Below are 25,997 nucleotides of genomic sequence, written 5' to 3' on the forward strand. Positions count from 1 at the left end.
AACGCTGAACACTAGCAAAAATGCTAGTTCTTAGCTGTCGAGCAGACGGTAATGCAGAGCGCGTACTACCGCCTGTACGCGATTGCTGGCGCCCAGTTTTCTGGCTGCGGTATTCAGGTGCAACGTCACCGTCGCCACCGAGCGGTGCAGTTTACGGGCGATCTCTTTGGCGGTGAGCCCTTCAGCAGACCACGCCAGACATTCGCGTTCACGATTGCTTAGCTTCACGTGGAGACAGGTCAGCATGGTGCTATCGAATAGCGGAAAGGCTGACTCCTGGAACTGGTGGGCAATCAGCATCAGCTGCGCCAGGGTCGCGCTGATTTCCCGTTCCTGACGCTGGCCGGTATGGATGCCGGTGAGAGTAACGAATCCGCCGTTGGGGAGATGCAGGGGAACCGTTGCTCCACAGGGCATATTGTGTTCACGCATATAGTCGGTGACTGCGGTAGCGTGATCGTCGAGCCTGCCGCGCAGCATGCTTCTGTCCGGACGTTGATAGGACCAGACGAAGGGCGCGCAGCTCTCCAGCGCACAGTGTTGTACCGGATCAACCTGGTAATATCCTCGCTCGCACCATAGCTGGCGCATATCCTCCGGTACATTGCACGTTTTCAGCAGCGATGGCGTAATCAGCTCCCCCTCCAGCGAACGCGGGACCGGCGTGTAGTCGTAAATAACCGCGTCAAATCCCAGCGTCCGGGTGTGCTGGAAAAGCCCACTGAATGCGTCATCCAGGCTGGTTGCCCGGGTGCTGCCGGGGCGTTCAAACTCCAGTCGCATATAACCCCCTTTACGTTAAACGAGACCTGCGACGGGCACGATTTGTGCAAAACCGTCAATAGCTCGCTCTGAGGCATGCAATTCCGGTGCCGTTCCGGCGCAGCGCAAAACTAGTATTTTTGCTAACTGTTCAGCTTCCGACGTTGTCGTTAGCGTTAAGGCTACGACACACCAGCAACATCGACGACGAGGAACACACCATGTGGAGCGAAGTAGCGCCCGATCAGTGCCATAACATTGCTGTGGATGGTTATAACGTCGTGGCTTATCAATTTGGTGACGGCGATGAGACCGTCCTCTGCCTCAACGGCGGACCTGGGCTGCCCAGCGACTATTTGCGTGAGGCTCACTCCTGCCTGAAACAGCACGGCTACCGGGTGATTGCCTTTGATCAACTGGGAACCGGGAAATCCGACCGACCGGATGACGCCAGCCTGTGGACCATGGCGCGCTACGTACGTGAAGTGGAAACCGTCCGCCAGGCGCTGGGGCTCGGTAAGGTGCATCTGCTTGGTCATTCGTGGGGCGGATGGCTGGCGATTGAAGTGGCATTGCACCATCCTGGCGCAATTTGCTCGTTGATTCTGGAAAACACCGTCGCCGATATGCCGCATCTGGTGCAGGAACTGAACCGCCTGCGCGGTGCGCTGGGACCAGAAACCGTCGCCATGATGCAGCGCTATGAAGCGCTGGACTGGCTGGATCACCCGGCCTATCAGGCGGCGATTACCCTGCTTAATTATCGCCACGTCTGCCGCCTTGATGTGTGGCCCGAACCTGTTAAGCGATCGCTTGAGGACTGGAATTCGGGGCCGTATATCACAATGCAGGGGCCGAACGAATTCCTCTATACCGGTAATTTAAAAGCGTGGAACCGCAGCGCGGAACTGGCTTCGATCCGCGTGCCGTGCCTGATAGTCACTGGGCAGCATGATGAACTTACACCCGCCTGCGCCCTGAAAATGAAGCAGAGACTGGCGAATGCCGAAATAGCAGTTTTTGCCAATAGCAGCCATATGCCGTTTTACGAAGAGCCACAGGCTTACTACCCGGTTCTGCTCGATTTTCTGGCGCGTCAGCGCGATACGGGAGGATGTTGATGCATCGTTACCGCTTTCTGCTTTTTCGCCCGCTACAACTTCTGCCGGTTCTGCTCGGCATCAGCTTGATCACCTTCATGATGGTGCGGGCGATCCCCGGCGATCCGGCGCGCATTCTGCTGGGGGTCCGCAGCACTCCGGCTGCGCTGGCCCGCATCCGCGCGCAGTTTGGTCTCGATGAGCCGCTATGGGTGCAGTACGGCTATTTTCTACGCAACCTGCTGCAAGGAGAACTGGGGAAGTCGATTGTGTATCGCGTGGATACTCTGAAGCTGATTGGTTCGCGTCTTGAACCAACGCTGTGGCTGGTACTGGGCAGCGTCCTGTTGGCCATTGCCTTGACGGTGCCACTAGCGGCGATTGCCGCACGTCAGCGTGGACGTCTCGCCGATCGGCTGATTCGTCTTTTTACCACCGCCGGGCTGGGGTTTCCAGCGTTCTGGCTCGGTATCATGCTGATTCTGCTGTTCAGCATCGTGCTTGGCTGGTTCCCGGTTTCCGGCTACGGCAGCGATTTTTTAGACCAGTTACGCCATATGGTTCTGCCGTGCCTGACCGTGGCGCTGGCGCTTTCAGCGGTATTAATTCGTAACCTGCGCGCTAGCCTGCTGATGGAGATGAATAGTGACTATGTCGTGGCGGCACGGGCGCGCGGGCAGCGGGAAAGACGCATTTTCTGGCGACATGTGCTGCCCAATTCGCTGGTGCCAACCATCAATCTGCTGGCGGTGAATATTGGATGGTTAATCGGCAGTACTGTAGTTATCGAAAGCGTGTTTGCCATCCCTGGCCTCGGGCAACTGCTGGTAAAGGCGATTTTTAGCCGCGACTACATGGTGGTTCAGGGCGTGGTCATGGTCTTTGCCCTTGCCACCGTGGCGGTCAGCCTGCTGGCGGACATTCTGACCGTGGCTCTCGACCCGAGGATAAAACTATGAAGGTGACGGCAACGTTTTCCCGTCTGCGTCAGCGGATTATTCCGCGCCAGCAGGCGCTATATGCCGGGCTGGCCATTGTCGGATTGTGGCTGTTGGTGGCCTGCCTGGCACCGTGGATAGCGCCGTTTGATCCGATTGCTCAGGACGTGTCCTCCAGCCTGCTGTCGCCGGGTGGCGCGCACCCGTTCGGTACTGACAACTTTGGTCGCGATGTCTTTTCCCGGGTGCTATGGGGCGCGCGGGTCGATCTGCAAATTTGCATTCTGGGAGTCCTGTTCCCCTTTATGCTCGGTACCACGCTGGGTGCGCTCTCCGGCTATCTTGGCGGCGTCGTGGATGCGCTGGTGATGCGGGTGATTGATATTGTGCTGGCTTTTCCGTTTCTGGTACTGATGCTGGCGATTATTGCCATCCTCGGGCCGGGGCTGAGCAGCTTTTATATTGCGATGGCGATAGTGGGCTGGGTCTCCTACGCCCGGCTGGTGCGCGCTCAGGTACTGACGCTGAAACAGCGAGATTTTATTCTGGCTGCCCGCAGCCTGGGCTATGGACACCTGCGCATTTTGTTCCGCCATCTGCTGCCGAATGCGCTAACCGGCGCGATCGTTTTTTCGATGTCCGACTGCGTACTGGTGCTGCTAAACGGGGCCTCGGTGAGCTATCTCGGGCTCGGCGTGCAGCCTCCAACCGCTGAATGGGGCGTGATGGTTGCCGAAGGGCAGAGCTTTATCACCACCGCGTGGTGGATAACGACCTTTCCGGGGATCGCCATCGTGCTGTTGGCAATGGGATTCAGCCTGCTGGCCGATGGGTTGGGGGATAAGTTAGGGGAGCGCGTATGAGTTTGTTGAAGGTTAATCACCTGACGGTCACGCGTGGTGAAGATATCGCGCTGGTAGATAACGTCTCATTAAGTCTCGAAGCCGGTGAGATGCTCGGGCTGGTCGGCGAGAGCGGGTCGGGAAAAACCGTAACCTGCCGGGCGCTGATGCGCCTGTTGCCGGGGGCCGGGCTGCGGATTACTGGCGGAGAAGTTCTGCTGGGAGGCCGCGATATTTTGTCCCTGAGCGAAGGGCAAATGTCGGCGGTGCGCGGACGGGAAATCGGCATGATTTTCCAGAACCCCTCCAGCCACTTGAATCCGGTGATGACTATAGGGGAACAGATTGCAGAAAGCCGCCGCCTCCATTTTGGCGCTAACCGTCGTCAGGCGCGGGAGGATGCGCTGGCGCTGCTGCGACAAGTGGGGGTCCCGGACCCGCAGAATCGGCTCAATAACTATCCGCATGAATTCTCCGGCGGCATGCGTCAGCGGGCGATGATTGCCGTCGCCCTCGCACCGGAGCCCACGCTGTTGATTGCCGATGAACCGACGACCGCGCTGGACGTGACCGTGCAGATGCAGATTTTGCGCCTGCTGAGCGACCTGCGCGCTGAGCTGGGGCTGGCGGTCATTATGATCACTCACGATCTCGGCGTGGTGGCGCAAACCTGTGACCGGATTGCGGTGATGTACGGCGGCCGACTGTGCGAGGTGGGCGGCAAGCGAGAAGTGCTGGCCGGGCCGTTGCACCCATACACTCGCGGACTTATTGATTGCCAGCCGGTCAGCGAAGGCGGACAGGGGAGGTTGACGACCATCGACGGCCAGCCGCCGGTTGCCGACCACTTTCCATCGGGCTGCCGTTTTCATCCGCGCTGTCGACGCGCCGATGAGGTCTGCCTGCACCAGCCGTTGCTACGCTACGGGCAGGATAGCCACAGCCACGCGGCAGCCTGCCATCACATATTGCCGACGCTTATCCGGCGGGAGGGATAATGGCTCACCCTAACTGGCCGCTGCTTGAGGCCGATAACCTTTCCGTCACCTTTCCGGTTTCCGGCGGGCTTTGGCAAGCGAAAAAAGTGGTGCAAGCGGTTAACCAGGTCACGGTACAAATTTATCCCGGCGAGACGCTGGGCCTGGTCGGCGAGTCCGGCAGCGGTAAAAGCACCCTTGGACGGGCGCTGTTGCAGCTCGAACGGGTTGCTGCCGGAGAGGTGCGGTTCGAAGGTCAGCGTATTACGCATGGCTTAACCAGCGATATCGCCCGTCTGCGCCAGCAAAGCGCGATGATTTTCCAGGATCCTTTTGCGTCATTAAATCCGCGACAGACCGTGGGAGAAAGTATTGCGGAGGTACTGCGCGTTCATCAGAAGGTACCGCGCGCGCAAGTTGCTCAGCGGGTAGCGGAACTGCTCACCTTGGTTGGCCTGCGTACGCAGCAGGCCGGCGCGAAACCGTCTCAGCTTAGCGGTGGTCAGTGTCAGCGCGCCGGTATTGCCAGAGCGCTGGCCATCGAGCCGCGGCTGATTGTGGCGGATGAGTGTGTCGCGGCGTTGGACGTCTCTATTCAGGGGCAGATCGTGAATTTATTGATGGATCTGCGGGAGAAGATGGGGCTGGCGATTCTGTTTATTGCTCACGACCTGGCGATTGTGCGTCGGCTCTGCGATCGCGTCGCGGTGATGTATCTCGGGCGGATCGTGGAGGAGGGGCCTACGGAAGCGGTCTTTACCCGACCACTGCATCCCTATACTGCCGCGCTGGTATCCGCGATCCCGGAAATTGACCCGGATAAACCGCTGCCAAAAAATTTGCTGGGGGGCGAGCCGCCCAGCCCCGTCGCTGTTCCACCAGGTTGTGCATTTCATCCGCGCTGCCCTTATGCGCAGGTGCAGTGCCGCACCGGCGAACCACCACCAACCCGGCAGATTGCCGACCACGCTTATGCCTGCGTATTGAACCACGAAGGCAATGAGACCGTTTTTCCTTTGACAGGGGGATCTATTGATGAAGCACAGGCATGTTAAATTACTGGCGGCGAGCGTTTTTCTGACGCTCAGCGTGGTGAGCGAAATAGCGCAGGCGGCAGGTGTATTGACCATTGGCCGTCGCGAGGACAGCACCACTTTTGACCCGATAAAATCGGCGCAAAATGCCGACAACTGGGTTTTTTCCAACGTCTTCGATCCGCTGGTACGGGTGGATAAAACCGGGACTAAGCTGGAGCCTGGCGTGGCAGAGAGCTGGACGATTTCCCCGGACGGCAAGGTCTACACCTTTAAAATTCGCGATACCAAATTCTCTGACGGCACACCGCTGACCGCCAACGATGCGGCGTTTAGCCTGTTGCGTATCCGCGATGATCAAGGTTCGCTGTGGCGCGATTCCTACAGCATTATCGCTAAAGCTGAGGCCACGGACCCGCGCACCCTGGTGGTCACGCTGAAATCGCCCTCAGCGCCATTCTTATCGCAGCTGGCACTGCCGAACGCCTCGGTGGTTTCACAGCAGGCTATGAAGGCGGAAGGTGAAGAGGCCTTTGCCGAAAAACCGGTAGGTTCCGGCGCGTTCAGCGTTAAAGAGTGGCTGCGTGGCGAAAAAATCGTGTTGGTTAAGAACCCGAACTTCTGGCAGGCGAAGAACGTCAGCCTGGATGGCGTGGAGTGGTTAACCATTCCGGATGATAATACCCGAATGCTGAAAGTGCAGGCCGGTGAGCTTGACGCCGCGCTGACCGTGCCTTTCTCGCGCATTGCATCGTTACAAAAAGATGCCAATCTGAAGGTTGAACTGGATCCTTCCACTCGGGAAGACCATCTGCTGATCAATCATTCTCACGGCGCGCTGGGCAAGGTGGAAGTGCGTCAGGCGCTGGACTTTGCGATTGATAAAGACGCTATCGTGAAGACTGTGACCTTTGGGTATGGTCAGGTGGCGAACTCCTACATTCCCGCCGGGGCGCTTTACCACTACGCGGACAATCTTCGCAGGCCATACGATCCGCAAAAGGCCAAAGAGATGCTGAAAGCGGCGGGGGCGGTCGATCTGAAGCTGAACTATGTGGTTAACGCCGGGGATGAAGTGGATGAGCAAATCGCAATTTTGCTCCAGCAGCAGCTGGCGAAAGTCGGGGTGACGGTGAATTTACAAAAAGTCGATCCGAGCCAGAGCTGGGATATGCTGGTAGCCGGGGATTACGATATTTCGGTGATGTACTGGACGAACGATATTCTTGACCCTGACCAGAAAACCACCTTTGTGCTTGGTCATGATGCCAATATGAACTATATGACCCGCTATCATAACGAGCAGGTTAAAGCGCTCGTGGCCGCGGCGCGCGTCGAAATGGACAGTGAAAAGCGCGAGCAGATGTATATCGACCTGCAAAAAATGGCCAAAGCCGACGTAAACTGGGTAGATCTGTATTACAGCCCGTATCGCAACGTCAGCCGCAAGAATATCGACGGTTTTTACCAAAATCCGCTGGGGCGCTTCTTCCTGGAAGATACCGTCAAAAACTAATGCCTCTTTGCGCCGGTTGGTCTCGGCCACCGGCGCTTTTTTTGATCTTTTCGGACAACACGCTTCCTCGGGAAACCCTCGACGTGCTTACTCCTACCACGTACAGCAGCTCCTCACGCATTATCAGTAGGTATGGCCTTAGCAGGATGGGGGACAGAACCTATCACACAGCAGCAGGCTGCACCGGGCTTCGGCGGACTGGCTTCTGCGTCCTGTTTTACGCTTGCGGGGCACCTTCTATACTGCAAAAAAATACTCTCTCCGCAACTAAATACGAGTGGGTCCCATTTATTGACAGCCTTTAAGGGCGAGTATAAGGGGAATATAACTGTGTATATACAGTTAATGAGTAAGGATTATCATAGTGAATCCGCTAAAAGGACACAAAGTGAGAACTTGATTTAACTCCCGCTTACGCCTGTAATCCGAGGGTGGGTTATGCCAGCAACTTTACAATTGTTCGCTCAGAGCAGCCTCTTAGGGGCTTGCGTACGGGCAAGTTCGTGCAGCAGACATTGCAACGCGGAGTATTTGTTGAAAATTTGTGTTTATGGATCGCTATGGACATCAGCTTGCCTCGAGTAAGAGGATGGGGATACCGGACAGATATGCCGAAAATATACCCCAACGCCATAGGCTGTTGGGGGTAATCATAATGCCTGGCCGACCTACCTGCGAATAACATAGCGGACTAAAGACATTGTTTCTCAGTGGTTATTTTCGTTACTGAGCCTGTTTGAGCTTTATCCCCGGTAGTACCATACATAGACATCCGATAAACGGCACCAATCGCATCTATATCCGGGCGCAGGCTCGCCGGACACTCTACTGCGGCTTCCGTCCAGTTGGTCCCGGCCTGCACGCGCAGTTCGCGAAATGACAGCTGGTTTTCGACGGCTGCTGCAGCCAGCTGACGGCTGATTTGCAGGGCTGTTTCGATCCCCCGCGGGGTGACGAGATCTACCGGGCTGACGCACGCCTCACGGACCTGGTGAAACAGCCACTGCAGCTCGTCTGGCGTCATCGCCTGAGGGCTAAACACCCCGTCTCCGTTGATTCTCCGGTAGATTTTTCGCAACGACTGGTCCGGGTCAGTGGACAGCTGCAGAAACTCATCCTGAGGCAGGCTGCTCTGCAGGCTGTGCTCGACCAGACGCTACGTCAGAGCATTGACCGAGATTTTTTCGCTGCCGGCGCGGTTTTTCAGCAGCTCAATTAATTTTCTGGAAAACCGGAGTGTTAACTGACCGATCATCCGTCTGCCCTCGTCGTCATTTGGTTTCAGACCAAATGTTATCGACGATGTCCCTTCTAACGCCCACGCTTGCGCCAGCGTGGGTACGTCGTGGAGGTTTTATCAACCCGCTTTCACGGCAATCACGTCGATCTCAACTTGCCATTCCGGACGAGCCAAATGTGAAATCATCAGTCCGGTAGAGACCGGGAACACGCCTTTCAACCAGCGGCCCATGATGTTGTATACCGTTTCACGGTGGCGAACATCGGTCAGATAAACGGTAATTTTGCAGATCTCTTGCAGGTTGCTGCCGCTCTCTTCCAGCAGCATGTTGATGTTGTACATTGCCTGCTCGGTTTGCGCCGCAATATCACCAATGCCCACTGATTCACGGGTGTCTAAGTTTTGCCCAATTTGCCCGCGTAGAAAGACCATATTTCCGGCGACAACGGCCTGACACAGATCGTTATCCAGATTTTGTTCCGGATAGGTCTCTTTGGTATTAAACGGACGAATACGCGTGTGTACCATTTTTTTGCTCCAGGGTGTATTAGCGGCCCTCAGGCCAGGAATTGACGAAGTTCTGCCGTTTGCGGCTGAGTAAACAGTGTGTCCGGGCTACCCACTTCGTGGACGCGCCCTTGATGCATAAACACTACCCGGTCGCTGACTTTGCGCGCGAAATTCATTTCGTGCGTGACCATGATGATGGTCATACCTTCCTGCGCCAGCGACTCAATCACCTGCAGCACTTCGCCGACCAGCTCCGGATCCAGCGCGGAGGTTATTTCATCGCACAGCAAGATTTCCGGATTCATCGCCAGCGAGCGGGCAATAGCGACGCGCTGCTGTTGACCGCCGGAGAGGCTATCCGGCCAGGCATCAAATTTATCGGCCAGGCCGACGCGTTCCAGTAACCGTCTGGCCGTGCGCTCGGCTTCACCTTTGGCCATCTTTTTCACCAGCGTCGGGGCCAGCATCACGTTCTTACCCACGGTAAGGTGAGGAAAAAGATTAAAGCTCTGAAAAATCATGCCGACGTTTTGCCGCAGTTCGCGCAGAGCGGCGCCGTTGTCCTGCTGCACCGGCTGCCCGTCCACCCGCAGCTCTCCCGCGTGATAGGCATCCAGGCCATTAATGCAGCGTAATAAGGTGCTTTTCCCCGAGCCGCTTTTGCCGATAATGCACACCACTTCCTGGCGTTTTATCTGCAAATCAATGCCTTTCAGCACCTCGTTTTCGCCAAAACGCTTACGCAGCGCGCGTATATCCACCAGGGAAAAATCGGCTGTCTGGGTCATCAGTTGGTTCTCCGTGACAAACGTTGTTCAAGATGCCGGCTCCATATGGAGAGCGGAAAGCACAGAAAGAAGTAGAACAGGGCCACGCTGCCGTAAATCAGGAAGGGTGAAAACGTGGCGTTCGAGATGATCTGCCCGGCGCGCGTCAGTTCGACAAAACCAATCACCGACGCCAAAGCCGTGTTCTTAATCGCCTGCACTAAAAAGCCGACGGTAGGGGCGATGGCCACACGCAGGGCCTGGGGCAGAACGATGTAGCGTAGCTGTTCGCGAAAGTTGAGCGCCAGGCTCTGGGCTGCCTCCCACTGCTGGCGTGGAATGGCTTCCACGCTGCCGCGCCAGATTTCGCTTAAATAGGCGCTGGCGTACAGCGTCAGGCAGAAACTGGCGGTAAATAACGGTGAAGTATTAATGCCGACGATCGCCAGGCCGAAATAGACCAGAAAGAGCTGCAGCAGCAGCGGCGTTCCCTGAAACAGCTGCACATAGCCGCGAACGAAATAGCCGGCGATACGTGAACCAGAGAGGCGCAGTACCAGCAGTAACCCACCGACGACGCCCCCGCCAATAAAAGCGATAGCGGACAATCCAACCGTCCAGCGCAGCGCCAGCAGCAAGTTGCGATAGATATCCCATAAGGAAAATTCGCTCATCATGGATCCTCAAGGTCGACGGAAAATAAAGCGCGGGCCTATCCAGTTCAGAATCTGGCGCACGGCGATTGCTAATACCAGATAGGCAGCGGCGGCGATAATGTAGGCTTCGAAATTACGGAAGGTGCGGCTGGCAATCAGGTTGGCGCTGAACGACAGCTCCTCGGTTGAGATCTGGCTGCATACCGCCGAACCCAGCATGATGATAATGACCTGACTGACCAACGCGGGCCAGACTCTACCAAGAGCCGGAGGTAGCACCACGCGGGTAAAAATTTGCCAGCGGTTTAACGCAAGGCTCTGCGCCGCTTCGATTTGGCTGCGCGGCGTGTTCTCAATACCAGCACGGGCGATCTCACTGGCGTACGCGCCAAGGTTGAGGATCAGCGACAGCACGCTGGCCGTCAGCGCCGACATCTGTACGCCTACCGCCGGCAGGCCAAAAAAGATAAAAAACAGCTGGATGATATAGGGAGTATTGCGGACCAGCTCGACATAGCTGGCAATGAGCCACCGTAACGGGTGCGGGCCGTTGGCGCGCCCCCAGCCGCAGGCAATCCCCAGGGTAATGCCCAGCAGCGTGGCCGCCAGCGTCATCATGAGGGTGATGACAATGCCGTTAAGCAGCATTGGCCACTGGCTCAATACCGGCGAAAAATCAAAGCTCATGTTCTTGGTTCTCCAGTAGTCGTGACAGCTGCGCCACGGAGGGCAGGGCGATAACCTGGCGTAGCTGAGCCAGAAGGCGACGACTCGTGGTCGCGGATAGCACACGCTGGGCGCATGACAGGAACTTGTCATCCAGGGCCTCATCGCTCAGGGGATTGGCGGCATTGCCCAGAGCGCGATCGACACGGCAACTGAGCTGCCGCCCCGATTTCAGATTCAGGGTGACGCAGGCACCTTCCGGGGCGGTTTGCAAACTCTGCGGGTGTTGCCACTGCGTGCTGCTGGTGATGCTGACTTTCGCCATCAGGGCATGGAGCTCCGCCGGTTCCAGCGACGCCTGCGTCAACTGGTTCAGGGTTAACTCACCATAAAATAGCGTGGCGGCGATGGCATAGGGCAGGCTGAATTGCGCCTGTTGCGGAGTCATCGGATCGGCGTAAATCAGGTTGGCGATCACGATCTGCGGCACATCGCACTGGATCTGCTTGATTCCATCCACCGCAAGCGTATGCCGTTGTACCAGGGCGACAACCGCATCGACGGCCGCGTGAGCAGACAGGCATACCGGGATGCGTTTAACGTCCAGCCCCGGCTGCAGCAAGCGCCAGCCGGGAGCGGTTAACCGCTTCGGCCGCCATTGGGCATCGTTCATCAAGGCCGGCAATCCGTAATGATGCTCCAGCGTATTGAGCGGACCTGTGATTCCCGCTTGCGCCATCAGCGCCGCCTGAACGCCTCGCTCGGCGGCCAGTCCGGCCATCACGGCTTTTGCATCGCTGCCAAAGGCGCTTTTACTGCCGCCAGCGGCGGCGAGAGCTAACGCAATGGCGTGCGCAACCTGAGGCGTATCCAGGCGTAGCAGGTGGGCGGCGGCAACGGCGGCGCCCACCACGCCCAGAACCCCGGTTGTCCACCATCCGCGTTGATACAGCTGCTGGCCCAGCGCTTCGCCGAGCCGGTATTGGCATTCGCTGCCCGAGACAATGGCCGTCAGCAGACTGGCGCCGTCGCGGTCATACTGCTGAGCCACTGCCAGTGCGGCCGGGATGATGACTGCGGAGCCATGGACGAATCCGGCGTAGCAGTTGTCATCAAAATCCAGCGCGTGGGCGGCACAACCGTTGATCCGCGCGGCGTCCAGCGGGCTGACGCGCAGCGTGCCGCCCAGCGTGCTGGCCTTACCCTCGCTCATTACCGTCCGTTTCAGACGCTGCACTATCGGCATCGTGCTGCCAGCCAACGCCACGCCCAGCGTGTCGATCAGCGCGCGACAGGCGACCCGCCGCACGTCGCCTGGGATCGACGACAGCGTTATGGCCGCCGCCTGCCGGGCCAAAATATGGGTTGCATAATGGTTCATGTTATTCCTCGCCAGAGAAAAGACTCCCCGCCCGCAGGGAGCCATAATGCTCAGGATTCAGGCAGATCGCCTGCTGGCGCACCCAGCCACTTCTGCGAGATCCGATTGATAGTGCCGTCGGCTTTCGCGGCGCGCAGAATTTCATTCACTTTGGCAACCAGCGCGGGGTTACCTTTCGGCAGGCCGACGTAGCACGGGGCGTTAGCCAGAATCACTTTTAACTGGATATCCAGGTCGGGGTTTTTCTGCTTCAGCGCGCCGGCGACGGTGGTACCGATTGCCACTAATTGCGTTTGGCCGGACATGAACGAGGCGATAGTGCTGTTGTTATCTTCAAAGCGTTTGACGTTAGCTTTCGGTGCCAGGGTCGTTAACTCTTCATCCTGCATCGAGCCGCGGGTTACCGAGACCGTTTTGCCCGCCAGCTCGTCGGCGTTGCTGGCTTTCACCCCGGCCTTGCCAAACACCGCATCAAAGAAAGGCGCATAGGCGATGCTGTAGTCGATCACTTTGGCGCGCTCCGCGGTTTTACCCAGCGAGGAGATGGTCATATCCGCTTTACCGCTTTGCAGATAGGGGACGCGATTTGGGCCTGTGACCGGCACCAGCTGCAGCTTCACGCCCAGTTTATCGGCGATCAGTTTGGCGGTGTCGATATCAATGCCCTGCGGCTGCATATCACTCCCCACAAAGCCATAGGGGGCGTAATCCTGAGGGACCGCAATACGCACCACCTTTTGCTGCATAATGGTATCCAGCAAATCGGTGGCGCTGGCGGAGAGGCTGGAGAATGTGCAAGCGAGTCCCAGCATTGCTGCAAATGCAAACTGTTTTTTCATCTCATTATTTCCCGTTCAGGTTATTGTTACGTAAATGCGCGGTCATGAGGCGGATTAACTATTTTTATTGAAATAACCCGCGCGCACTGCAGTGCCAATTAAATTGACAAAGAACCGACAGGCGGTAATGGCGGTAATTTGGTTAATATCTTTCTTCGGCGTGATTTCAACCAGATCCATGCCCACGACTTTGCCTTTTGCCACCAGACCGTGAATTAATTTACGCATTTGGTGATAGGTTACCCCGCCTAATGCCGGGCCGTTGACCGCAGGCATAATCGTTGGGTCAATACCATCGGCGTCACAGGTAATATAATAATGACCGCCATCAGGAATACGTGCTAACAGGCTGTCGATACCCTCATCATGCAGCTGATGGGCAGGAATCAATTTCGCACCATATTCCAGCGCTGCGTCCACCTCTTCCTGGCGGGCCGAACCGTTTGCGCGCAGGCCAATTTGCCAGATTTCGCCGATGTGCTTCATTTCCGAGGCCCGGCGAATGGGGCTGGAGTAACCATCGGTCACGCCGTTGACATCCTGACGCCAGTCCAGATGAGCATCGACATGAATCAGGGTGATGGTTTCATTCAGTTCATCCAGCGCGCGCAGAACCGGAATCGGAATGCCGTGGTCGCCACCAATCACCAGCGGCATGCCGCCCAGTTGCAGAATTTTACGTACCACCGCTTCGGCCGCTTCGTAATGTTGACCAAGGGCACGCGCATCGCCTGCGATATCGCCGCAATCGATCATGCGAATATCCTGATTATCCATCAGCGGGCCGCCAATATCGAAATCGTAACGCTCAATGCTGCGCACCGCGCGATCGGTCGCCTGGCGCACTGCCGTTGGTCCATTGGTTTGATCGTTGGTGACCTCATCAATGGAATAAGGCGAGCCATAAGGAATCCCTAATACGGCGATATCTACGCGATCCAACGTATTTAAATCACTGACTACTTCGGAATAAAGCAGGCTCTTATGACCATGTTTCGGTGCGGTGGTCATTTCGGATTTATATCTCATTTTATCCTCTGGTCTGTCGTGAATAACTAGTTAAGACTCCACCATTCTCCGGTGGCCCATAATTGCTCTTCGGTTCTTTTCACTGCCGAGTGAATATCGGTCCGGGCGTTGGCGGCAAATAATGCCACCAGTAATTCACTAACTAATAAGGCTGGCGTAATGGTGTCGAAAAACGACGCCGTTTTCTTTTGTACCAATATTGATTCCGCGGCCAATCTTGCGACAGGAGAACTGGCATTATCGGTAATTGCGACAACACGGATTTTCCGTTGGGCTAAATAGCGGGCCAGCGTGACGGCCCGTCGGGAATAGGGGGCCAGACTGACCACCAGCAGCACATCTTTGGCATTAATCTCCCCCATCAGCGTCATCATGCCGCTTTCGCCTGCGCCATCAATCAGGCGCACATTATTGGCGAACCAGGCGCTGACATGTTGAAAATGGAAGACGACAGGAAACGATGAGCGAAGCCCCAGACAGTAAATGGTCCGCGCGTCTGCCAGCAGCCTGCTGGCTCGGATCATCGCCTCAAGATTCTCCTGACGACACAGTGTTTCAATATGGGCCTGCGTGGTGGCGGCCAGATCGCGCAGCAAAGAGTCTTCTCCCTGCTTATTCATCGCAACCAGCCCCGGCACTCGTGATTCATAGATGCTGCTTTTGGCACGTACGGTGGCGATAAACACTTCACGCAACGCATCGTAGCCGCCGAGTCCGAGGCGTTTTGCCAAACGGGTCATCGTGGAAGGCGGAACGCCGGCAAGACGTGACTGTTCACGCATCGACATCACCGCCACTTCCTGGGCGTGGTCTAACACAAAGCTGGCCGCCTGTCGTTCCTGACGGGGGAGCTGTTCGTACATTGCTTTTAGTCTGGAGATAACTTCAGCCTGTTCCATATGTTATTCCCTTTCGGTTTGACACAATCACAATTGCAACGTATGTGCCAAAGATGATTTTCATTGATTGGAATGAATCAAAATTAAACCCGCGGAAATACACCCTGGTGGCATAGGGAGGGAACGTTGATCCCAGGAATGATTAGTCTGATTCAAAACGGCGTGAAAAAAGTGGCGGCGTTATTTTTTAAGGTCGTTAACGACGTGCTGCTGTACGTTTTTTGCGCACCAGAGTAGGGCGTCGACTGTTTGCTGATGGAGCAAAAAAAGTGTTTATGGGGCAGGGCAGCGCTAATGAGGGCATAATTTAGGGCAATCAAAGCGGGTTCGCGTGAGCTCCCATCAGAAGAATCCGGTCACACTTAATGGGTAGGAATCTCAACCGCATCACGGTTTTTGGGGAGCCATTTCTGCCGATAACCATTCGGCAAGTTGCTTTATGGTTTGGTGGTGGTTACCTTCGGGATTGCTGACGAAATAATGTGCTGCACCGGATAAGGCTGTGTTGAAAGGGGCAACAAGCAACCCGTCTCTCAGAGCATGTTGTGCCATCAACTCACTGACAATAGCCACCCCCTGTCCTGCAATCGCAGCCTGAATTACATGAGCCTCGTCGGTGAACCGTGGCCCGGCGTTAATATCCAGCGCCGCTGGGCCAAATTCATTGCGCCAGCGCTGCCAGTCTGGCACAGGTTGTGGTATCCGGCGACCATCGGTATGAAGCAGCGTGACTTGTAGCATATCCTCTGGCGTCTTCAAGGTGAGCTGTGGGCTGGCGACCAGCACGAAACGATCCCGGTATAGCAGGCGTGGTGCCAACTGCTCATCCGGTTCAGTACCGTAGCGCAGGGCCATGTCAATCTTCCTGCTGCGCAAATCCACAATGCAGTCATCGGCATGTAGTCGTAGTTCTATTGTGGGGAACTCGCGCATCAGCGCCGGTAGTCTCGGTACCAACCAATGAGTGATCATCGCGGTGGTGGCTGTTAGCGTCAGAACTCTTGGACGTTGTACCTCAACAATTTCTTCCACCGCATTTTCTAGCAACCGGAAGGCCTGAATGGAGGCCCGTTGCAGAATCTTCCCGCTAGCGGTGAGTTCTACCTTGCGTGGTGTTCGTTCAAATACACTAACCTCCAGCAGACTTTCCAGCAGTCGGATTTGGTGGCTGATGGCCGTTGGCGAAACGCCAATTTCTTCAGCGGCCAGTTTGAAGCTTTTTAGTCTTGCTACTGCATCAAATACTTGTAGTGAACGTAAAGGCGGAAGTCTTTTTTTCATGATGAGTTTTTTACATCTTTAGCTGAGAATTATGATTTTGATTAACTATATAACATCAAGATATCTTCTTACTTGCAGCATAGAAGATGAAAATTATTCATTGAGTTAATCAGGAGATGACCATGTCTAAAACAGCGGTAAAACAGCTTCGTTTAGTAATCACTACAGAAGATTTTGATAATGCGCTTTCCTTCTATCGCGATAGACTTGGATTGACGCAAATTAGTGCTGTCCCACCTGATGAAGGTAGGGTGGCAATACTTGAGGCGGGCAAAGCTACGTTAGAGTTGGTAGAACCAGCGACAGCTGCTTACATCGATAATATTGAAGTCGGTGAGCGAGTTTCCGGCTGGGTACGGGTAGCGTTTGAGGTGGTAGACATTGCCACAGCAACCGCAACTTTGGTGGAGGGAGGCGCGCGTATGCTCTCAAAACCAAGGGTGACGCCCTTTAATTCTTTGAATAATCGTCTGGAAGCGCCAGCAGGATTACAGTTAACACTGTTTCAACCACTGTGAAAACAAGCCTGCCGGATGGCTGGGAACTATTTGTATTAGCTATTTATTAGCATCCGGAATGTCCGCTTTGTGCTGCGAGTACAACCGATGGATGCAACACACTTATTGAACCGTTCTACGGGTGATTCATAATCTGGCGTTTTTCTCGGCCTTTCGTTGAGCTGTCCGGCAACACTGTTAAGCCTTTGCTGGCTGTGAACCGATAAGTCAGTTCCTGTTGGAAATATTGTCTGAGCAATATGTTCGTATTTTCATTTGAGCCACGTTGCCGGGGAGATTGAGGATCACAGAAATAAACCTGAATGTCTGTCGCTACAGTAAATCGGGTGTGGCTGGTCATTTCAGCCCCCCGATCCCATGTTAATGTTTTTATAAAGCTCAACAGGTAATTCCCGGGCTTGTCTGATGAGCGCAGATATAACCGTTATGGTCTTTGTTGTCCCTGATTTTGGCCAGCATAACAAAGCGGGAATGGCGTTCTACCAGGGTGACGATATACGTAAAGAACGTGATGTTATTTCGTCGGCAATAGTCAAGGGTCCCCGCCTCTTCAGAGGCGCGATAGAGCAGGCTAGAGTGATTCTGTACTGCACTGAGGGCATGACCGGAGGCGTTAAGGATCTCATTGGCGCATTTTATTTGCGCCAGATTGAGCCTCAGCCTGATCGGACAATAATTTTCATAACAACCCTTCGAAATCCAAACTCTCCTGTGAGAAAGACGAGAGAGGGCGTTCCTGCGGTAAAAACCCGATTTTAACCTTAACAATTCTTAACATATTTAACGGCTTTTTTAAGAAGCAGCCTGTTATTAATATATTGATATCAATATGAAAATATTTTTTTAAGGCTGAAGATATAAAAAGCGTATGCATGCCAAAAGACACTTCATATCGAAGCTAAAGTGTTTTTAAACATCTCATCGCGGGGGGCTTCTATCCTGAACAGTGTATGGCAGTTTTGATGCCCTGGTTCAGCGATAAGAACAGTGAGCTTAAGTGCGTTGGCCGCGGGGAAAAAAGTAACCCTGGTGTAACCCCAAAGAGGTTTTTCAGGATAGTGCTTTCTGTAACTTATTGATTTTGATGGTGCGATAATAGGAATCAACAAATCAAATCAAGGTGTTGATATATAGGTGAAATTTAAGATCGATAAATAAATCTATACACATCCCTATACATATCGTCGATGGCGTTCTTTTTTTGAGCTCAATTCTCAGTAAGAAAAAGTTTTTTTGCATTTAACTGTTCACACTGTTCACTGAGAGTTTTTTTTATTTATTTTCATTGTGTTAGCGTGTGAATGCTTGGTGAACAGTGAACACTTTACTGTTCACCTCCACAGGTTATAGGTACAAGCGCTATAGTCTGCTGTGAGCGAGAAGCGGAAGTTAGCATTTGTCATGATCACCCGGATGCAAGACAAACATTGGCGTGTGATTATCAACGGGGAGCAGGTCAACTTTCATTTATAATCGTTAACATTACTTCTGCCTGGCTTTATTGCCTCGAATACATATAGGGGTAAAAAAACTCCCCCCTACCTCAAAATCAAAATAAAAATTATTGGTTGCTAATCCTTGCAGTTATGAAGTATAAATTATTAATTTAGTTTGCTAATTTGGATGTCTGATGGAACTACTACAGGAATACGGGGCTATACTTAAAGTTGTAATAATGCCTACTACGGGAAAACAAACTATAATCCAGGGTTTCGATACTGGTATTCTCAACTCAGAGATATCAGACATCCTTTTTTTATTAGCTAAAACACCAAAAGAAATCAGTGATATTTTTATCAAAAACAATGATAATTCCCAGCCCTCGCTAAACGGGCAAAACCCTATTATTTTGATATCTAAAGAAAATATTGACAACATACCAAATCTTTATCAAACACCATTCTGTCTAATTTTTTGTGTTCAAGATGATTTTTCATATGTTTGTACTCTCAAAAAGCGTTTTGATATCCCTCCGATTATATGTTGCAATGCTAAACATGCAGACTTACAACCGAAAGAAATCAATAGCATATACTCTTTTGATAAAATCCTCTTTTCTCGCTTTAAATTCATTGAAAACAAAATAAGAAAAATTAGTGGCGAGAAGAAAATATCCACAAATTTAAAGCGAAGAGGATCTTTCTTTTATAAATCAACTTGGAAATCGACACTTAGCAACTCAACGCTTCCCAATGAATTGTTAATTGAATCACTTGGCTATATGTTATCGTCACCTAAAAGAATTAAAGATGGTAGTAGCAAAAGAGAATTTATAGGAACAATACTTCAAAGTGTTGAAGCATACATCGAATGCTTAAAGCAATTAGACATACCACTACCAACGGAGGTTTTACTTTTTGCTCCGGGCATGCACTCATTTTTATATGATAAAAACAATCAATTTTATGATTTAATAACGCAAGATTTATCCTTAGTTGAGAAAAAAATTCTTATCGATGGAGTGTTACGAAACCCTGGCTATTCCGGGATCAGACTTAATGTAGACCCGGATAGAAAAGAACTTTTCAAAAGCCCTGCTTTCCGTTACTTCACTTCGCTGAGACGTTCTGAAATGCGGTTAACAACGGCTGCAATTGCTTTACTTAGTATGAATAAGGAAATCCCAGCGATAAGGATGCCAAACGCTATAAATCATTACTCCAATTATTTGAAAAAACTTGAAGATCTTGCAATTTCATCAGGGATAAATAGTGAACAATTCATTACTAAATCTAAAGCATTCAATACTGTCATTAAAAGAGCCCTTGGTTTCAAGTTGAGAACATATATAACCCAAAACTATAACGATTTATCCTTTGTTTGTGATGTACCATTGGACTGGATAAGGTTTAACAATATACCTATTATGTTTAGTCATGAGATATCAAGAATAAATGCCACACCTGGCAACGTTCTTCTACAGAACACCTCAGATTTCCCACGAGCTTTAGTTAAAGCATCTGAGCTAAAGAAGATTTTAATTATACGTTCTTTTGAACCAGATGATCACTTAAAGTTCATATTAGAGAATGCTATTGAAATATTCAAGAAACAGATGCCAGATCTTGACTGTGAGATTATTGATGTTAGAACGAGAATTGAACTTATAGATGCTCTAAATCAATATCAAGGTTACATTCTTGTTATAGACTGCCATGGAAATCATGATGGCAATAAAGGTAATGGATGGTTAATAATAGGTGAGGATAAAGTAGACACTTGGAATTTGAAGAAAGTTGCAAGGATTCCTCCTATCGTAATTCTTAGTGCGTGTTTAACATCTGCTCTAAGTGGTTCTCATGCCTCTGTTGCTAATGGTTTCGTTATAAGTGGTGCATTAAGTGTCATCGGAACATTACTGCCAGTAAATGCGGTAGACTCCGCTGTTTTTGTCAGCCGACTGATCTATCGGTTTTACGAGTTTCCTTCCACGTTATCCAAAAATTTCACGCATGTTAATGTAAGGCTATTTCTTTCTGTTTTTCTTAGAATGTCCTATGCGACCGATTTAATAAGAGGGTTTGAGCGTGAAGGGTTGATACCGAAAAACTCATGGGAAGAAGATGCCATTGATATTAACATATATATAAACATGCTTCATCATGATTGGTTCGATTATGTAATAAATAAATTGGTGAAGTTAACAGGACTCACGCTCAAAGATGTAATTAGTTTTATTGATAGGAAATTATTCATAACCGAGACCATGTGCTATAGCCAAATTGGTTTTCCAGATGCAATCACAATAAGTCTCAAAGATTAACAATTGTATGTAGTTAAGCTAAAATCGCGAGCTTCCGTTTCTGGCACAGAGCGGTCTGATAACTTTTGGGAGTAAAAAGTTTTTTCTGGAAAAACTGTTCACACTGTTCACTAGGTGTTTTTATTGTTTATTTTCATTATGTTACACGGTGAATGCTTGGTGAACAGTGAACACTTTACTGTTCACTCTGCCCGGTGTGCAGGTAAAAAAAGACCGGCAATGCCGGTCCGGGTAGGTTATGAAGCGGTGGGTTCATCGCACTTCGGCAGCCAGTCGGCGTTGCTTTCCTCCCTTAGGGCGAGATTGGTCTGCATGCCCTGATTTGTGCGGCGCTTCTCATAATTCAGACCGTACTCTTTCAGCATGGCTGAGAGCCCCTTGCCGAACATGGTCAGGCTGAGCGCATTCCTGTAGCCATGGGCTTCCATGTACACCAGATAAGCGTGATACAGATACAGGCGAGGCTGGCGCGGGATAATGTTGGCGTTCCCCATATACATTCCGTCCGGCTCCGGCAGCGCCTCCAGATAGCCGCAAAAATCAAACGTCGGGTCAGCATCGCGTTTGATGCTGAGCGCCTCGTCTGAGTTCTGCTGCGACTGGAGCAGCGCGCGGGCACTCATCGGGTCGCTGAACTGCTGCATCAACTGGCGCACAATCACGGCCAGCTCGCGGGCGATTTTATCCCTCAATTGCGGGTCGCGCTCCTCCGGGGCTATCTGCTCCGGGAAGTGGATAATTACCCGGCGACGCGACACGCCGCCGCTGCGGTCGGTGAAGCGCATCGGGTTATTGTTGACCGCCAGAATGACCGCCGGAATATGCGTCGAGTATGGGTTCTGATATTTCGGGTCAACGGAGACCGCATCACCGCCGGTGATGGCCTTGAGTCCGGCACCGTCACCGCTCCATTTCTCCTGGTCAGGCAGACGAATGAGCGAGAAACCAATCAGGGAGGCGCGCTTGCGCGGGTCTTCCAGCGTGTCGATGTCCGCTGACGTGGCGTTATCCTCTCCGGCCAGCATCGTGGCGATTTCAGCCAGAATACTTTTCCCGCTGCCGCCGGGGCCGGTGACTTCGAGAAAGAGCTGCCAGTCGTAGCGGTTCGCCAGCACCATAAACAGCGCGGCCAGAATCACGTTACGCTTTGTCGGGTTGCCACTGGCGGCGCGGTCGAGCCAGCGCCAGAAGTTCGGCGCGTGGGTTTCCAGCGTTTCCCCCTCCACCGGCGGGGTAAAATCCACATCGCACAGGGTGCGCAGCCAGTGTGATTTGCTGTGCGGGCTGAATATACCTGAGCGGGTATCGAGCACCCCGTTGCGAAAACCAATCAGACGGCGTGCCGGTGCATCCTGCTGCGGAATAATCAGTTTCAGGGTCTCCACCACCGAGGCAATTCTCCCCGATGAGAACGGGGCGCGCAGGCGCTGAAACAGCCCGGCCACGTCGCGGGCAAAATCAGACGGCGTTATCACCTTCCAGATGCCGTTTTCATAGCGGGACAGGAGCTGGCCGTTGGCATCCACGGCCAGCGCTTCGCCGTAATGCTCATGCACCCGCATCGCCTTATCGCTGGCGCTCATGGCGGTAAATTCCGCCTCGCTCATGGTGTCGAAGGGGCTTTGTGCCGCTGGCCGGATGGCGGCATAAATGGCTTTCCGCGTGGCGTCTTCGCCTCTGAGCATCACCGCATCATTCCAGTCACCAAATACCGGCGGCAGGGCGACAACGCCCTCACAGGCCTGAGCGGCTGCAGTGGCTTTGTTCTGGCCGTCGCCGTTAAGGTCACGGTCGGCGGCGAGGATAATCTGACAGGCCGGGTGTTTCTGACGGGCCAGGCTCGCCAGAGAAAGAAGGTTCACGGACGACAGCGCCACCATGACGGTTTCTCCGGTCAGGTGATGCACAGTAAGGGCAGTCGCATAGCCCTCCGCTATCCACAGGCGTTTCCCGGCCTGTTTCTGTCCGTCGATGAGATGGCATGCCCCTTTGACCTGCCCGCCTTTCAGGGTGCGTTTAAGACCGTCAGCATTAATGAGCTGGAGGTTAACCAGCGCGCCGGTCCCGTCATACAGCGGCACCACCACATCACCGGCACGGTAGGCCACACCGCCGGTTTTGTGCGACGTGGTCAGCGTCAGACACTCACGACGTGCAAAGCCCTTGCGGGTCAGGTAGGCGTTGCCGGTGGCCGGGCGCGTTTTCTCCAGCAGTCTGACGGCCAGCGCGGCCGCTGCTTTGCGGTCGGCCTCCGTTCCGGCGTCTGCGGCCGCCACCATCTCCGGGGCCACCGGCGGCAGGTGGCCGGTGACGGCGTTCACCTTCCCGGCGGCCTCGGATGCCGATATGCCGAACACCTTCTCAACCAGTTTCAGACCGTCACCGGCGCCGCACCGGTTGCAGTACCATGTGCCGCGCCCTTCCTGGTCATCAAAGCGAAAGCGGTCAGCGCCGCCACACACCGGGCAGGCCTGATGGCGGTTTTTTATCACTTTCATTCCCAGCGCCGGGAGAATGCGAGGCCAGTGGCCGCACGCCTGTTTTACCGTGTCCGTTACGTTCATTTTCATGGTTTTTTCTCCCTCAGTGCAGTACAGGCGATGTGATATGGCGGGCGCAGAGCTCATCCATCACGGCGAGCCCGAGGAAGGACAGAGACGGGGCGGCTTTCAGCGGCCCGGCCTGCATCAAATCTTCCAGTAATGCACAGGCAATCAGACGGCCTTTTTCCTCGCCATGCTGGCGCAGGTAGAAGCCCTCCAGCTCGGTAGCGATGGCGCTTTCCAGCGCGTCGAGGGTGAGGTGGGGATAGCGGTGCTGACGTTCGCACAGGGTCAGCCAGGCACAGGCCACAGCGCGGCGATACAGGGCCGCGCGCAATACGGGCGGCAATGGCGTTTTCATACGTTGCCCTCCCCGGTGAACCAGCGGTGATGACAGCGCTCGACCACGCCGTCGAGCTGGGCGGTCATGAGGTAAATCACGGAGGTGAGCTGTAACTGCTGCGCCGGGTCACGGCGAACGGTCGCGCAGTCCTGTACCTGCATCAGGTTGCTGACGAGCTGACCGACATTGCGCATATGCTCCAGGCATTCGAGGTCACGGGCGGTAATGGTAGTGTGTCTCATGCGCGCACCTCCGCCACCGGCAGACGCCCGGCAAACGAGAGGACGTAATCGCGAACGAGGGAAAGGCGTGCGGCGTGTTCATCCCCGGCCACGGCGCGGAGCATACAGATACGGGGTTTACGGTCTGCGCGACGAACGGCGGCAAACACAAAGACAAACTGCGGGTGTGACGGGGTGAGGATCGTAGCCATAAGGGCAACCTCCATAGTTAGCTGGTTACAGCCACCACCGGAGTTCCTACGCTCATGGGTGGTAGCCCAGACGGGGGTAGGAATACCGGTAACTATGAGAACCGGCCAGCCCGAAGGCTGCCCCGCCTGAGCCACCATTACGCGATACCCACAATGGCGAAAAGGCCACTGTGTATTGAATGGGTGCATCAAGGCACAGACACAAAAAAAGACGCAAGGCGCGTCTGGTGTCGCCATAGTTAAACACGGGTTCCTACGCCCGGCTGCCGATTTTGCGGCAGCGAGAAAACTATACCTGGAAACGACGAAGGGAAGCAAGCCAGAAAAAGGGGCTGTTTGCGGAACGGGCATCATCATGCGTCGTAACCCCGGTTGCGTTCGGCGATACGGTCAGCCATCCACCCGGTGATTTCCGACTGCGCCCACGCCACGTTTTTTCCGCCGAGGGAGATTTGCTTCGGGAAAGCCTCCCGGCTGATGAGGTCGTAAATCGTGGAGCGGGACAGCCCGCACAGATGCATCACTTCGGGCAGGCGAATAAAGCGCTCGTGAACGGCATCAGAAACCGGCATCAGCGGCGCGGCAGGGGCAGAAGACGGGGAAGAAAAAGCGGTGTGCATCGGGCTACCTCATAAAGTCCATACAGTGCCGGTCGTGTCCGTCCGGCCTCGGGTAGCTCTCTATTTTGTGAATATTTTCCCTGAGGGCAACAAGTCATTTTGTAGTGGCCCACCACACAACAGAACGATTTTTAGACAGTGGCAAACGTTGGCCATCTTTTGGTAAACGTTGGCAAACTGGTGGCCCATTTCTGATTACTTTTATTTATATATTCTTCATTTTTAATCGCAAAAAAGACTAAATGAGCAGGACTCCGTCAAAACAGAAAGGTGAACAGTAGTGAACAGTCGGTGAACACTTCCACTCTCAACTGTTCATCACTTAACTTACTGTATTACTTATCTTTTTATTTAAAGTGAACAGTAGTGAACAGTTATATGTAAAAAAACAAACGGTGAGTAGGCTTTTCCTGAGACCTTTCTCTGGCAAGCCGGGTTTTGACGTCCTGTTTGTGCCAGCACTGCCACAACCGCAACAGGTCGTGTTGTTGTGTGTGCCCCGGCAGAATCACCTCATATTGAAATCACGAGGAAACCTGCCATGACCGACACCCCCTTTATCCCTGATTACCTGAAACCGGCGCTGGAGCGACTGGCCGCAGCCAGAGCGGCCCATCTTGAACAGGCCCGCCGGATGGAGGACACCCTGACGGCCATTACCCGCGCGGAGGAACAGAAAGCGGAGCTGGAGCAGGACAACGGCAGCGATACCCGCACCTGGCGCGCCGCTTTCCGTGCCGGGGGCGCCATGCTGACCGATGAGCTGAAAAGCGGCCATATCGAACGCGTGGCCCGCCGGGAGCTGGCGCAGGAATGTGACAACCTGACCGAAGTGCTGGCCTTTGAACGTGACCTGCTGAAAGTCGCCTGCAACAGCACCGCGCAGGCATTCCGCCAGGCGCATCATGCCGTACTGTCTGAATACGCGAAGGAAGAGCTCGACCGCGCGCTGAACGACACCCTCGGGCCACTGGTCCGGGCGATGGTGCTGAAAGCGGATGTGATGGCAAACCCGCTAGCCAACACCACCGGCCATCAGGGGTACACTGAGCCGGAGAAAGAGGTCATGCATCAGGTGGTGACCTTCCTGACCAGGAAAGTGAGCGACTTCTCCGTCACGCCAGCGGATGAGCCGGTGCTCTCCCTGACCGGCTTCCCGGCCGTCGCGCTTGCGCATATGGACCACGACGCCGCCAGCACACCCGGCCAGCTAAAAGTCTGGCAGGAGAAAATCCGTCAGCGCGAGGCTGACCTGAAAGCGCGGGGGCTGCTGCCATGATGCACTGTCCGTTCTGCAAAAAGTCGGCGCATGCCCGCACCTCCCGCTATCTGTCGGAGAA

Annotated in this window: 26 protein-coding genes and 1 pseudogene; 10 read left to right on the plus strand and 17 right to left on the minus strand. The window is 53.8% G+C overall.

Features of this window, described 5'->3' with window-relative positions; all coding sequences use genetic code 11:
- Positions 1-30: 30 nt before the first annotated feature.
- Positions 31-783: a helix-turn-helix transcriptional regulator gene (locus GO007_RS27680; RefSeq protein ID WP_045857278.1), complete on the minus strand. Its 753-nt coding sequence runs from the start codon at positions 781-783 to the stop codon at positions 31-33.
- Between the two features lie 200 nt (positions 784-983).
- On the opposite strand from GO007_RS27680, the gene GO007_RS27685 reads away from it, so the two are divergent.
- The 6 genes from GO007_RS27685 to GO007_RS27710 are packed head-to-tail and all read left to right on the plus strand — an operon-like array spanning position 984 to position 7,169.
- On the plus strand, positions 984-1,883 hold the full coding sequence (locus tag GO007_RS27685) for a proline iminopeptidase-family hydrolase (RefSeq protein WP_095105506.1): 900 nt from the start codon (positions 984-986) through the stop codon (positions 1,881-1,883).
- Entirely contained in the window at positions 1,883-2,821 is a 939-nt protein-coding gene (locus GO007_RS27690; RefSeq protein ID WP_095105508.1) for an ABC transporter permease, read from the plus strand. The genes GO007_RS27685 and GO007_RS27690 overlap by 1 nt, the downstream gene beginning before the upstream one ends.
- Positions 2,818-3,663, plus strand: coding sequence for an ABC transporter permease (locus tag GO007_RS27695; RefSeq protein WP_095105510.1), 846 nt, complete (start codon positions 2,818-2,820; stop codon positions 3,661-3,663). Before GO007_RS27690 ends, GO007_RS27695 begins: the two co-directional genes overlap by 4 nt.
- Positions 3,660-4,640, plus strand: a complete 981-nt coding sequence (locus GO007_RS27700) for an ABC transporter ATP-binding protein (RefSeq protein ID WP_095105512.1) — start codon at positions 3,660-3,662, stop codon at positions 4,638-4,640. The genes GO007_RS27695 and GO007_RS27700 overlap by 4 nt, the downstream gene beginning before the upstream one ends.
- Positions 4,640-5,674: an ABC transporter ATP-binding protein gene (locus GO007_RS27705; protein ID WP_095105514.1), complete on the plus strand. Its 1,035-nt coding sequence runs from the start codon at positions 4,640-4,642 to the stop codon at positions 5,672-5,674. The genes GO007_RS27700 and GO007_RS27705 overlap by 1 nt, the downstream gene beginning before the upstream one ends.
- On the plus strand, positions 5,655-7,169 hold the full coding sequence (locus GO007_RS27710) for an ABC transporter substrate-binding protein (protein ID WP_095105517.1): 1,515 nt from the start codon (positions 5,655-5,657) through the stop codon (positions 7,167-7,169). The genes GO007_RS27705 and GO007_RS27710 overlap by 20 nt, the downstream gene beginning before the upstream one ends.
- Before the next feature lie 691 nt (positions 7,170-7,860).
- On the opposite strand, the gene GO007_RS27715 is transcribed toward GO007_RS27710, so the two are convergent.
- From GO007_RS27715 to GO007_RS27760, 10 genes are all read right to left on the minus strand, one after another.
- The gene (locus tag GO007_RS27715) at positions 7,861-8,211 is read right to left on the minus strand and encodes a hypothetical protein (RefSeq protein ID WP_143350210.1); all 351 of its coding nucleotides are present in this window, start codon (positions 8,209-8,211) and stop codon (positions 7,861-7,863) included.
- Positions 8,212-8,526: 315 nt separating this feature from the next.
- Complete coding sequence (locus GO007_RS27720) at positions 8,527-8,937, minus strand: RidA family protein (protein WP_045854808.1); 411 nt, start codon at positions 8,935-8,937, stop codon at positions 8,527-8,529.
- A gap of 29 nt (positions 8,938-8,966) precedes the next feature.
- The gene (locus tag GO007_RS27725) at positions 8,967-9,707 is read right to left on the minus strand and encodes an amino acid ABC transporter ATP-binding protein (protein ID WP_095105521.1); all 741 of its coding nucleotides are present in this window, start codon (positions 9,705-9,707) and stop codon (positions 8,967-8,969) included.
- On the minus strand, positions 9,707-10,360 hold the full coding sequence (locus GO007_RS27730) for an amino acid ABC transporter permease (protein WP_095105523.1): 654 nt from the start codon (positions 10,358-10,360) through the stop codon (positions 9,707-9,709). The genes GO007_RS27725 and GO007_RS27730 overlap by 1 nt, the downstream gene beginning before the upstream one ends.
- A gap of 9 nt (positions 10,361-10,369) precedes the next feature.
- Positions 10,370-11,029, minus strand: a complete 660-nt coding sequence (locus tag GO007_RS27735) for an amino acid ABC transporter permease (protein WP_095105524.1) — start codon at positions 11,027-11,029, stop codon at positions 10,370-10,372.
- Complete coding sequence (locus GO007_RS27740; RefSeq protein WP_157349418.1) at positions 11,019-12,389, minus strand: MmgE/PrpD family protein; 1,371 nt, start codon at positions 12,387-12,389, stop codon at positions 11,019-11,021. The genes GO007_RS27735 and GO007_RS27740 overlap by 11 nt, the downstream gene beginning before the upstream one ends.
- Positions 12,390-12,439: 50 nt before the next feature.
- Complete coding sequence (locus tag GO007_RS27745; protein ID WP_095105527.1) at positions 12,440-13,228, minus strand: transporter substrate-binding domain-containing protein; 789 nt, start codon at positions 13,226-13,228, stop codon at positions 12,440-12,442.
- A 54-nt stretch (positions 13,229-13,282) separates the two neighbouring features.
- Positions 13,283-14,257: an agmatinase gene (locus tag GO007_RS27750; protein WP_045854814.1), complete on the minus strand. Its 975-nt coding sequence runs from the start codon at positions 14,255-14,257 to the stop codon at positions 13,283-13,285.
- A 26-nt stretch (positions 14,258-14,283) separates the two neighbouring features.
- Positions 14,284-15,156, minus strand: coding sequence for a MurR/RpiR family transcriptional regulator (locus GO007_RS27755; protein ID WP_095105528.1), 873 nt, complete (start codon positions 15,154-15,156; stop codon positions 14,284-14,286).
- A 387-nt stretch (positions 15,157-15,543) separates the two neighbouring features.
- Positions 15,544-16,437: a LysR substrate-binding domain-containing protein gene (locus GO007_RS27760; RefSeq protein WP_095105529.1), complete on the minus strand. Its 894-nt coding sequence runs from the start codon at positions 16,435-16,437 to the stop codon at positions 15,544-15,546.
- Between the two features lie 122 nt (positions 16,438-16,559).
- On the opposite strand from GO007_RS27760, the gene GO007_RS27765 reads away from it, so the two are divergent.
- Positions 16,560-16,955 carry a VOC family protein gene (locus GO007_RS27765; RefSeq protein WP_095105531.1) on the plus strand — a complete coding sequence of 132 codons (396 nt, stop codon included), beginning with the start codon at positions 16,560-16,562 and terminating at the stop codon, positions 16,953-16,955.
- A 35-nt stretch (positions 16,956-16,990) separates the two neighbouring features.
- On the opposite strand, the pseudogene GO007_RS27770 reads toward GO007_RS27765, so the two are convergent.
- A pseudogene (locus tag GO007_RS27770) lies at positions 16,991-17,456 on the minus strand (IS30 family transposase); the annotation flags it as partial.
- A gap of 1,129 nt (positions 17,457-18,585) precedes the next feature.
- On the opposite strand from GO007_RS27770, the gene GO007_RS27775 reads away from it, so the two are divergent.
- A complete protein-coding gene (locus tag GO007_RS27775) occupies positions 18,586-20,718 on the plus strand; it encodes a CHAT domain-containing protein (RefSeq protein ID WP_095105533.1) in 2,133 nt (710 codons plus the stop codon).
- A 236-nt stretch (positions 20,719-20,954) separates the two neighbouring features.
- On the opposite strand, the gene GO007_RS27780 is transcribed toward GO007_RS27775, so the two are convergent.
- From GO007_RS27780 to GO007_RS27800, 5 genes are read right to left on the minus strand one after another with little or no spacing between them, the layout of a single operon-like run.
- Positions 20,955-23,288, minus strand: coding sequence for a primase-like DNA-binding domain-containing protein (locus GO007_RS27780; RefSeq protein WP_095105535.1), 2,334 nt, complete (start codon positions 23,286-23,288; stop codon positions 20,955-20,957).
- A 13-nt stretch (positions 23,289-23,301) separates the two neighbouring features.
- Positions 23,302-23,622, minus strand: a complete 321-nt coding sequence (locus GO007_RS27785) for a DUF5375 domain-containing protein (RefSeq protein WP_004152206.1) — start codon at positions 23,620-23,622, stop codon at positions 23,302-23,304.
- A complete protein-coding gene (locus GO007_RS27790; RefSeq protein ID WP_073553593.1) occupies positions 23,619-23,846 on the minus strand; it encodes a hypothetical protein in 228 nt (75 codons plus the stop codon). Before GO007_RS27790 ends, GO007_RS27785 begins: the two co-directional genes overlap by 4 nt.
- Positions 23,843-24,394, minus strand: a complete 552-nt coding sequence (locus tag GO007_RS27795) for a host cell division inhibitor Icd-like protein (protein WP_095105537.1) — start codon at positions 24,392-24,394, stop codon at positions 23,843-23,845. Before GO007_RS27795 ends, GO007_RS27790 begins: the two co-directional genes overlap by 4 nt.
- Positions 24,391-24,657 (minus strand): helix-turn-helix transcriptional regulator, encoded by a 267-nt coding sequence (locus tag GO007_RS27800; protein ID WP_004174792.1) that lies wholly within the window; start codon positions 24,655-24,657, stop codon positions 24,391-24,393. The genes GO007_RS27795 and GO007_RS27800 overlap by 4 nt, the downstream gene beginning before the upstream one ends.
- A 541-nt stretch (positions 24,658-25,198) precedes the next feature.
- Between GO007_RS27800 and GO007_RS27805 the strand changes: the two genes are divergently transcribed.
- A complete protein-coding gene (locus GO007_RS27805; RefSeq protein ID WP_095105539.1) occupies positions 25,199-25,936 on the plus strand; it encodes a glycoprotein 3 in 738 nt (245 codons plus the stop codon).
- A partial coding sequence (locus GO007_RS27810) for an ogr/Delta-like zinc finger family protein (protein WP_189339852.1) occupies positions 25,933-25,997 on the plus strand: 65 nt, incomplete at its 3' end. The genes GO007_RS27805 and GO007_RS27810, both read left to right, overlap by 4 nt.

Source organism: Klebsiella sp. 10-1 (genome assembly GCF_009758445.1).
In the GTDB taxonomy this organism is placed as follows: domain Bacteria; phylum Pseudomonadota; class Gammaproteobacteria; order Enterobacterales; family Enterobacteriaceae; genus Klebsiella; species Klebsiella scottii.

Coding starts and splice junctions, on each gene's coding strand:
- GO007_RS27680 (WP_045857278.1), bottom strand. CDS start 783: ATGCGACTGGAGTTTGAACGCCCCGGCAGCACCCGGGCAACCAGCCTG.
- GO007_RS27685 (WP_095105506.1), top strand. CDS start 984: ATGTGGAGCGAAGTAGCGCCCGATCAGTGCCATAACATTGCTGTGGAT.
- GO007_RS27690 (WP_095105508.1), top strand. CDS start 1,883: ATGCATCGTTACCGCTTTCTGCTTTTTCGCCCGCTACAACTTCTGCCG.
- GO007_RS27695 (WP_095105510.1), top strand. CDS start 2,818: ATGAAGGTGACGGCAACGTTTTCCCGTCTGCGTCAGCGGATTATTCCG.
- GO007_RS27700 (WP_095105512.1), top strand. CDS start 3,660: ATGAGTTTGTTGAAGGTTAATCACCTGACGGTCACGCGTGGTGAAGAT.
- GO007_RS27705 (WP_095105514.1), top strand. CDS start 4,640: ATGGCTCACCCTAACTGGCCGCTGCTTGAGGCCGATAACCTTTCCGTC.
- GO007_RS27710 (WP_095105517.1), top strand. CDS start 5,655: ATGAAGCACAGGCATGTTAAATTACTGGCGGCGAGCGTTTTTCTGACG.
- GO007_RS27720 (WP_045854808.1), bottom strand. CDS start 8,937: ATGGTACACACGCGTATTCGTCCGTTTAATACCAAAGAGACCTATCCG.
- GO007_RS27725 (WP_095105521.1), bottom strand. CDS start 9,707: ATGACCCAGACAGCCGATTTTTCCCTGGTGGATATACGCGCGCTGCGT.
- GO007_RS27730 (WP_095105523.1), bottom strand. CDS start 10,360: ATGAGCGAATTTTCCTTATGGGATATCTATCGCAACTTGCTGCTGGCG.
- GO007_RS27735 (WP_095105524.1), bottom strand. CDS start 11,029: ATGAGCTTTGATTTTTCGCCGGTATTGAGCCAGTGGCCAATGCTGCTT.
- GO007_RS27740 (WP_157349418.1), bottom strand. CDS start 12,389: ATGAACCATTATGCAACCCATATTTTGGCCCGGCAGGCGGCGGCCATA.
- GO007_RS27745 (WP_095105527.1), bottom strand. CDS start 13,228: ATGAAAAAACAGTTTGCATTTGCAGCAATGCTGGGACTCGCTTGCACA.
- GO007_RS27750 (WP_045854814.1), bottom strand. CDS start 14,257: ATGAGATATAAATCCGAAATGACCACCGCACCGAAACATGGTCATAAG.
- GO007_RS27755 (WP_095105528.1), bottom strand. CDS start 15,156: ATGGAACAGGCTGAAGTTATCTCCAGACTAAAAGCAATGTACGAACAG.
- GO007_RS27760 (WP_095105529.1), bottom strand. CDS start 16,437: ATGAAAAAAAGACTTCCGCCTTTACGTTCACTACAAGTATTTGATGCA.
- GO007_RS27765 (WP_095105531.1), top strand. CDS start 16,560: ATGTCTAAAACAGCGGTAAAACAGCTTCGTTTAGTAATCACTACAGAA.
- GO007_RS27775 (WP_095105533.1), top strand. CDS start 18,586: ATGGAACTACTACAGGAATACGGGGCTATACTTAAAGTTGTAATAATG.
- GO007_RS27780 (WP_095105535.1), bottom strand. CDS start 23,288: ATGAAAATGAACGTAACGGACACGGTAAAACAGGCGTGCGGCCACTGG.
- GO007_RS27785 (WP_004152206.1), bottom strand. CDS start 23,622: ATGAAAACGCCATTGCCGCCCGTATTGCGCGCGGCCCTGTATCGCCGC.
- GO007_RS27790 (WP_073553593.1), bottom strand. CDS start 23,846: ATGAGACACACTACCATTACCGCCCGTGACCTCGAATGCCTGGAGCAT.
- GO007_RS27795 (WP_095105537.1), bottom strand. CDS start 24,394: ATGATGATGCCCGTTCCGCAAACAGCCCCTTTTTCTGGCTTGCTTCCC.
- GO007_RS27800 (WP_004174792.1), bottom strand. CDS start 24,657: ATGCACACCGCTTTTTCTTCCCCGTCTTCTGCCCCTGCCGCGCCGCTG.
- GO007_RS27805 (WP_095105539.1), top strand. CDS start 25,199: ATGACCGACACCCCCTTTATCCCTGATTACCTGAAACCGGCGCTGGAG.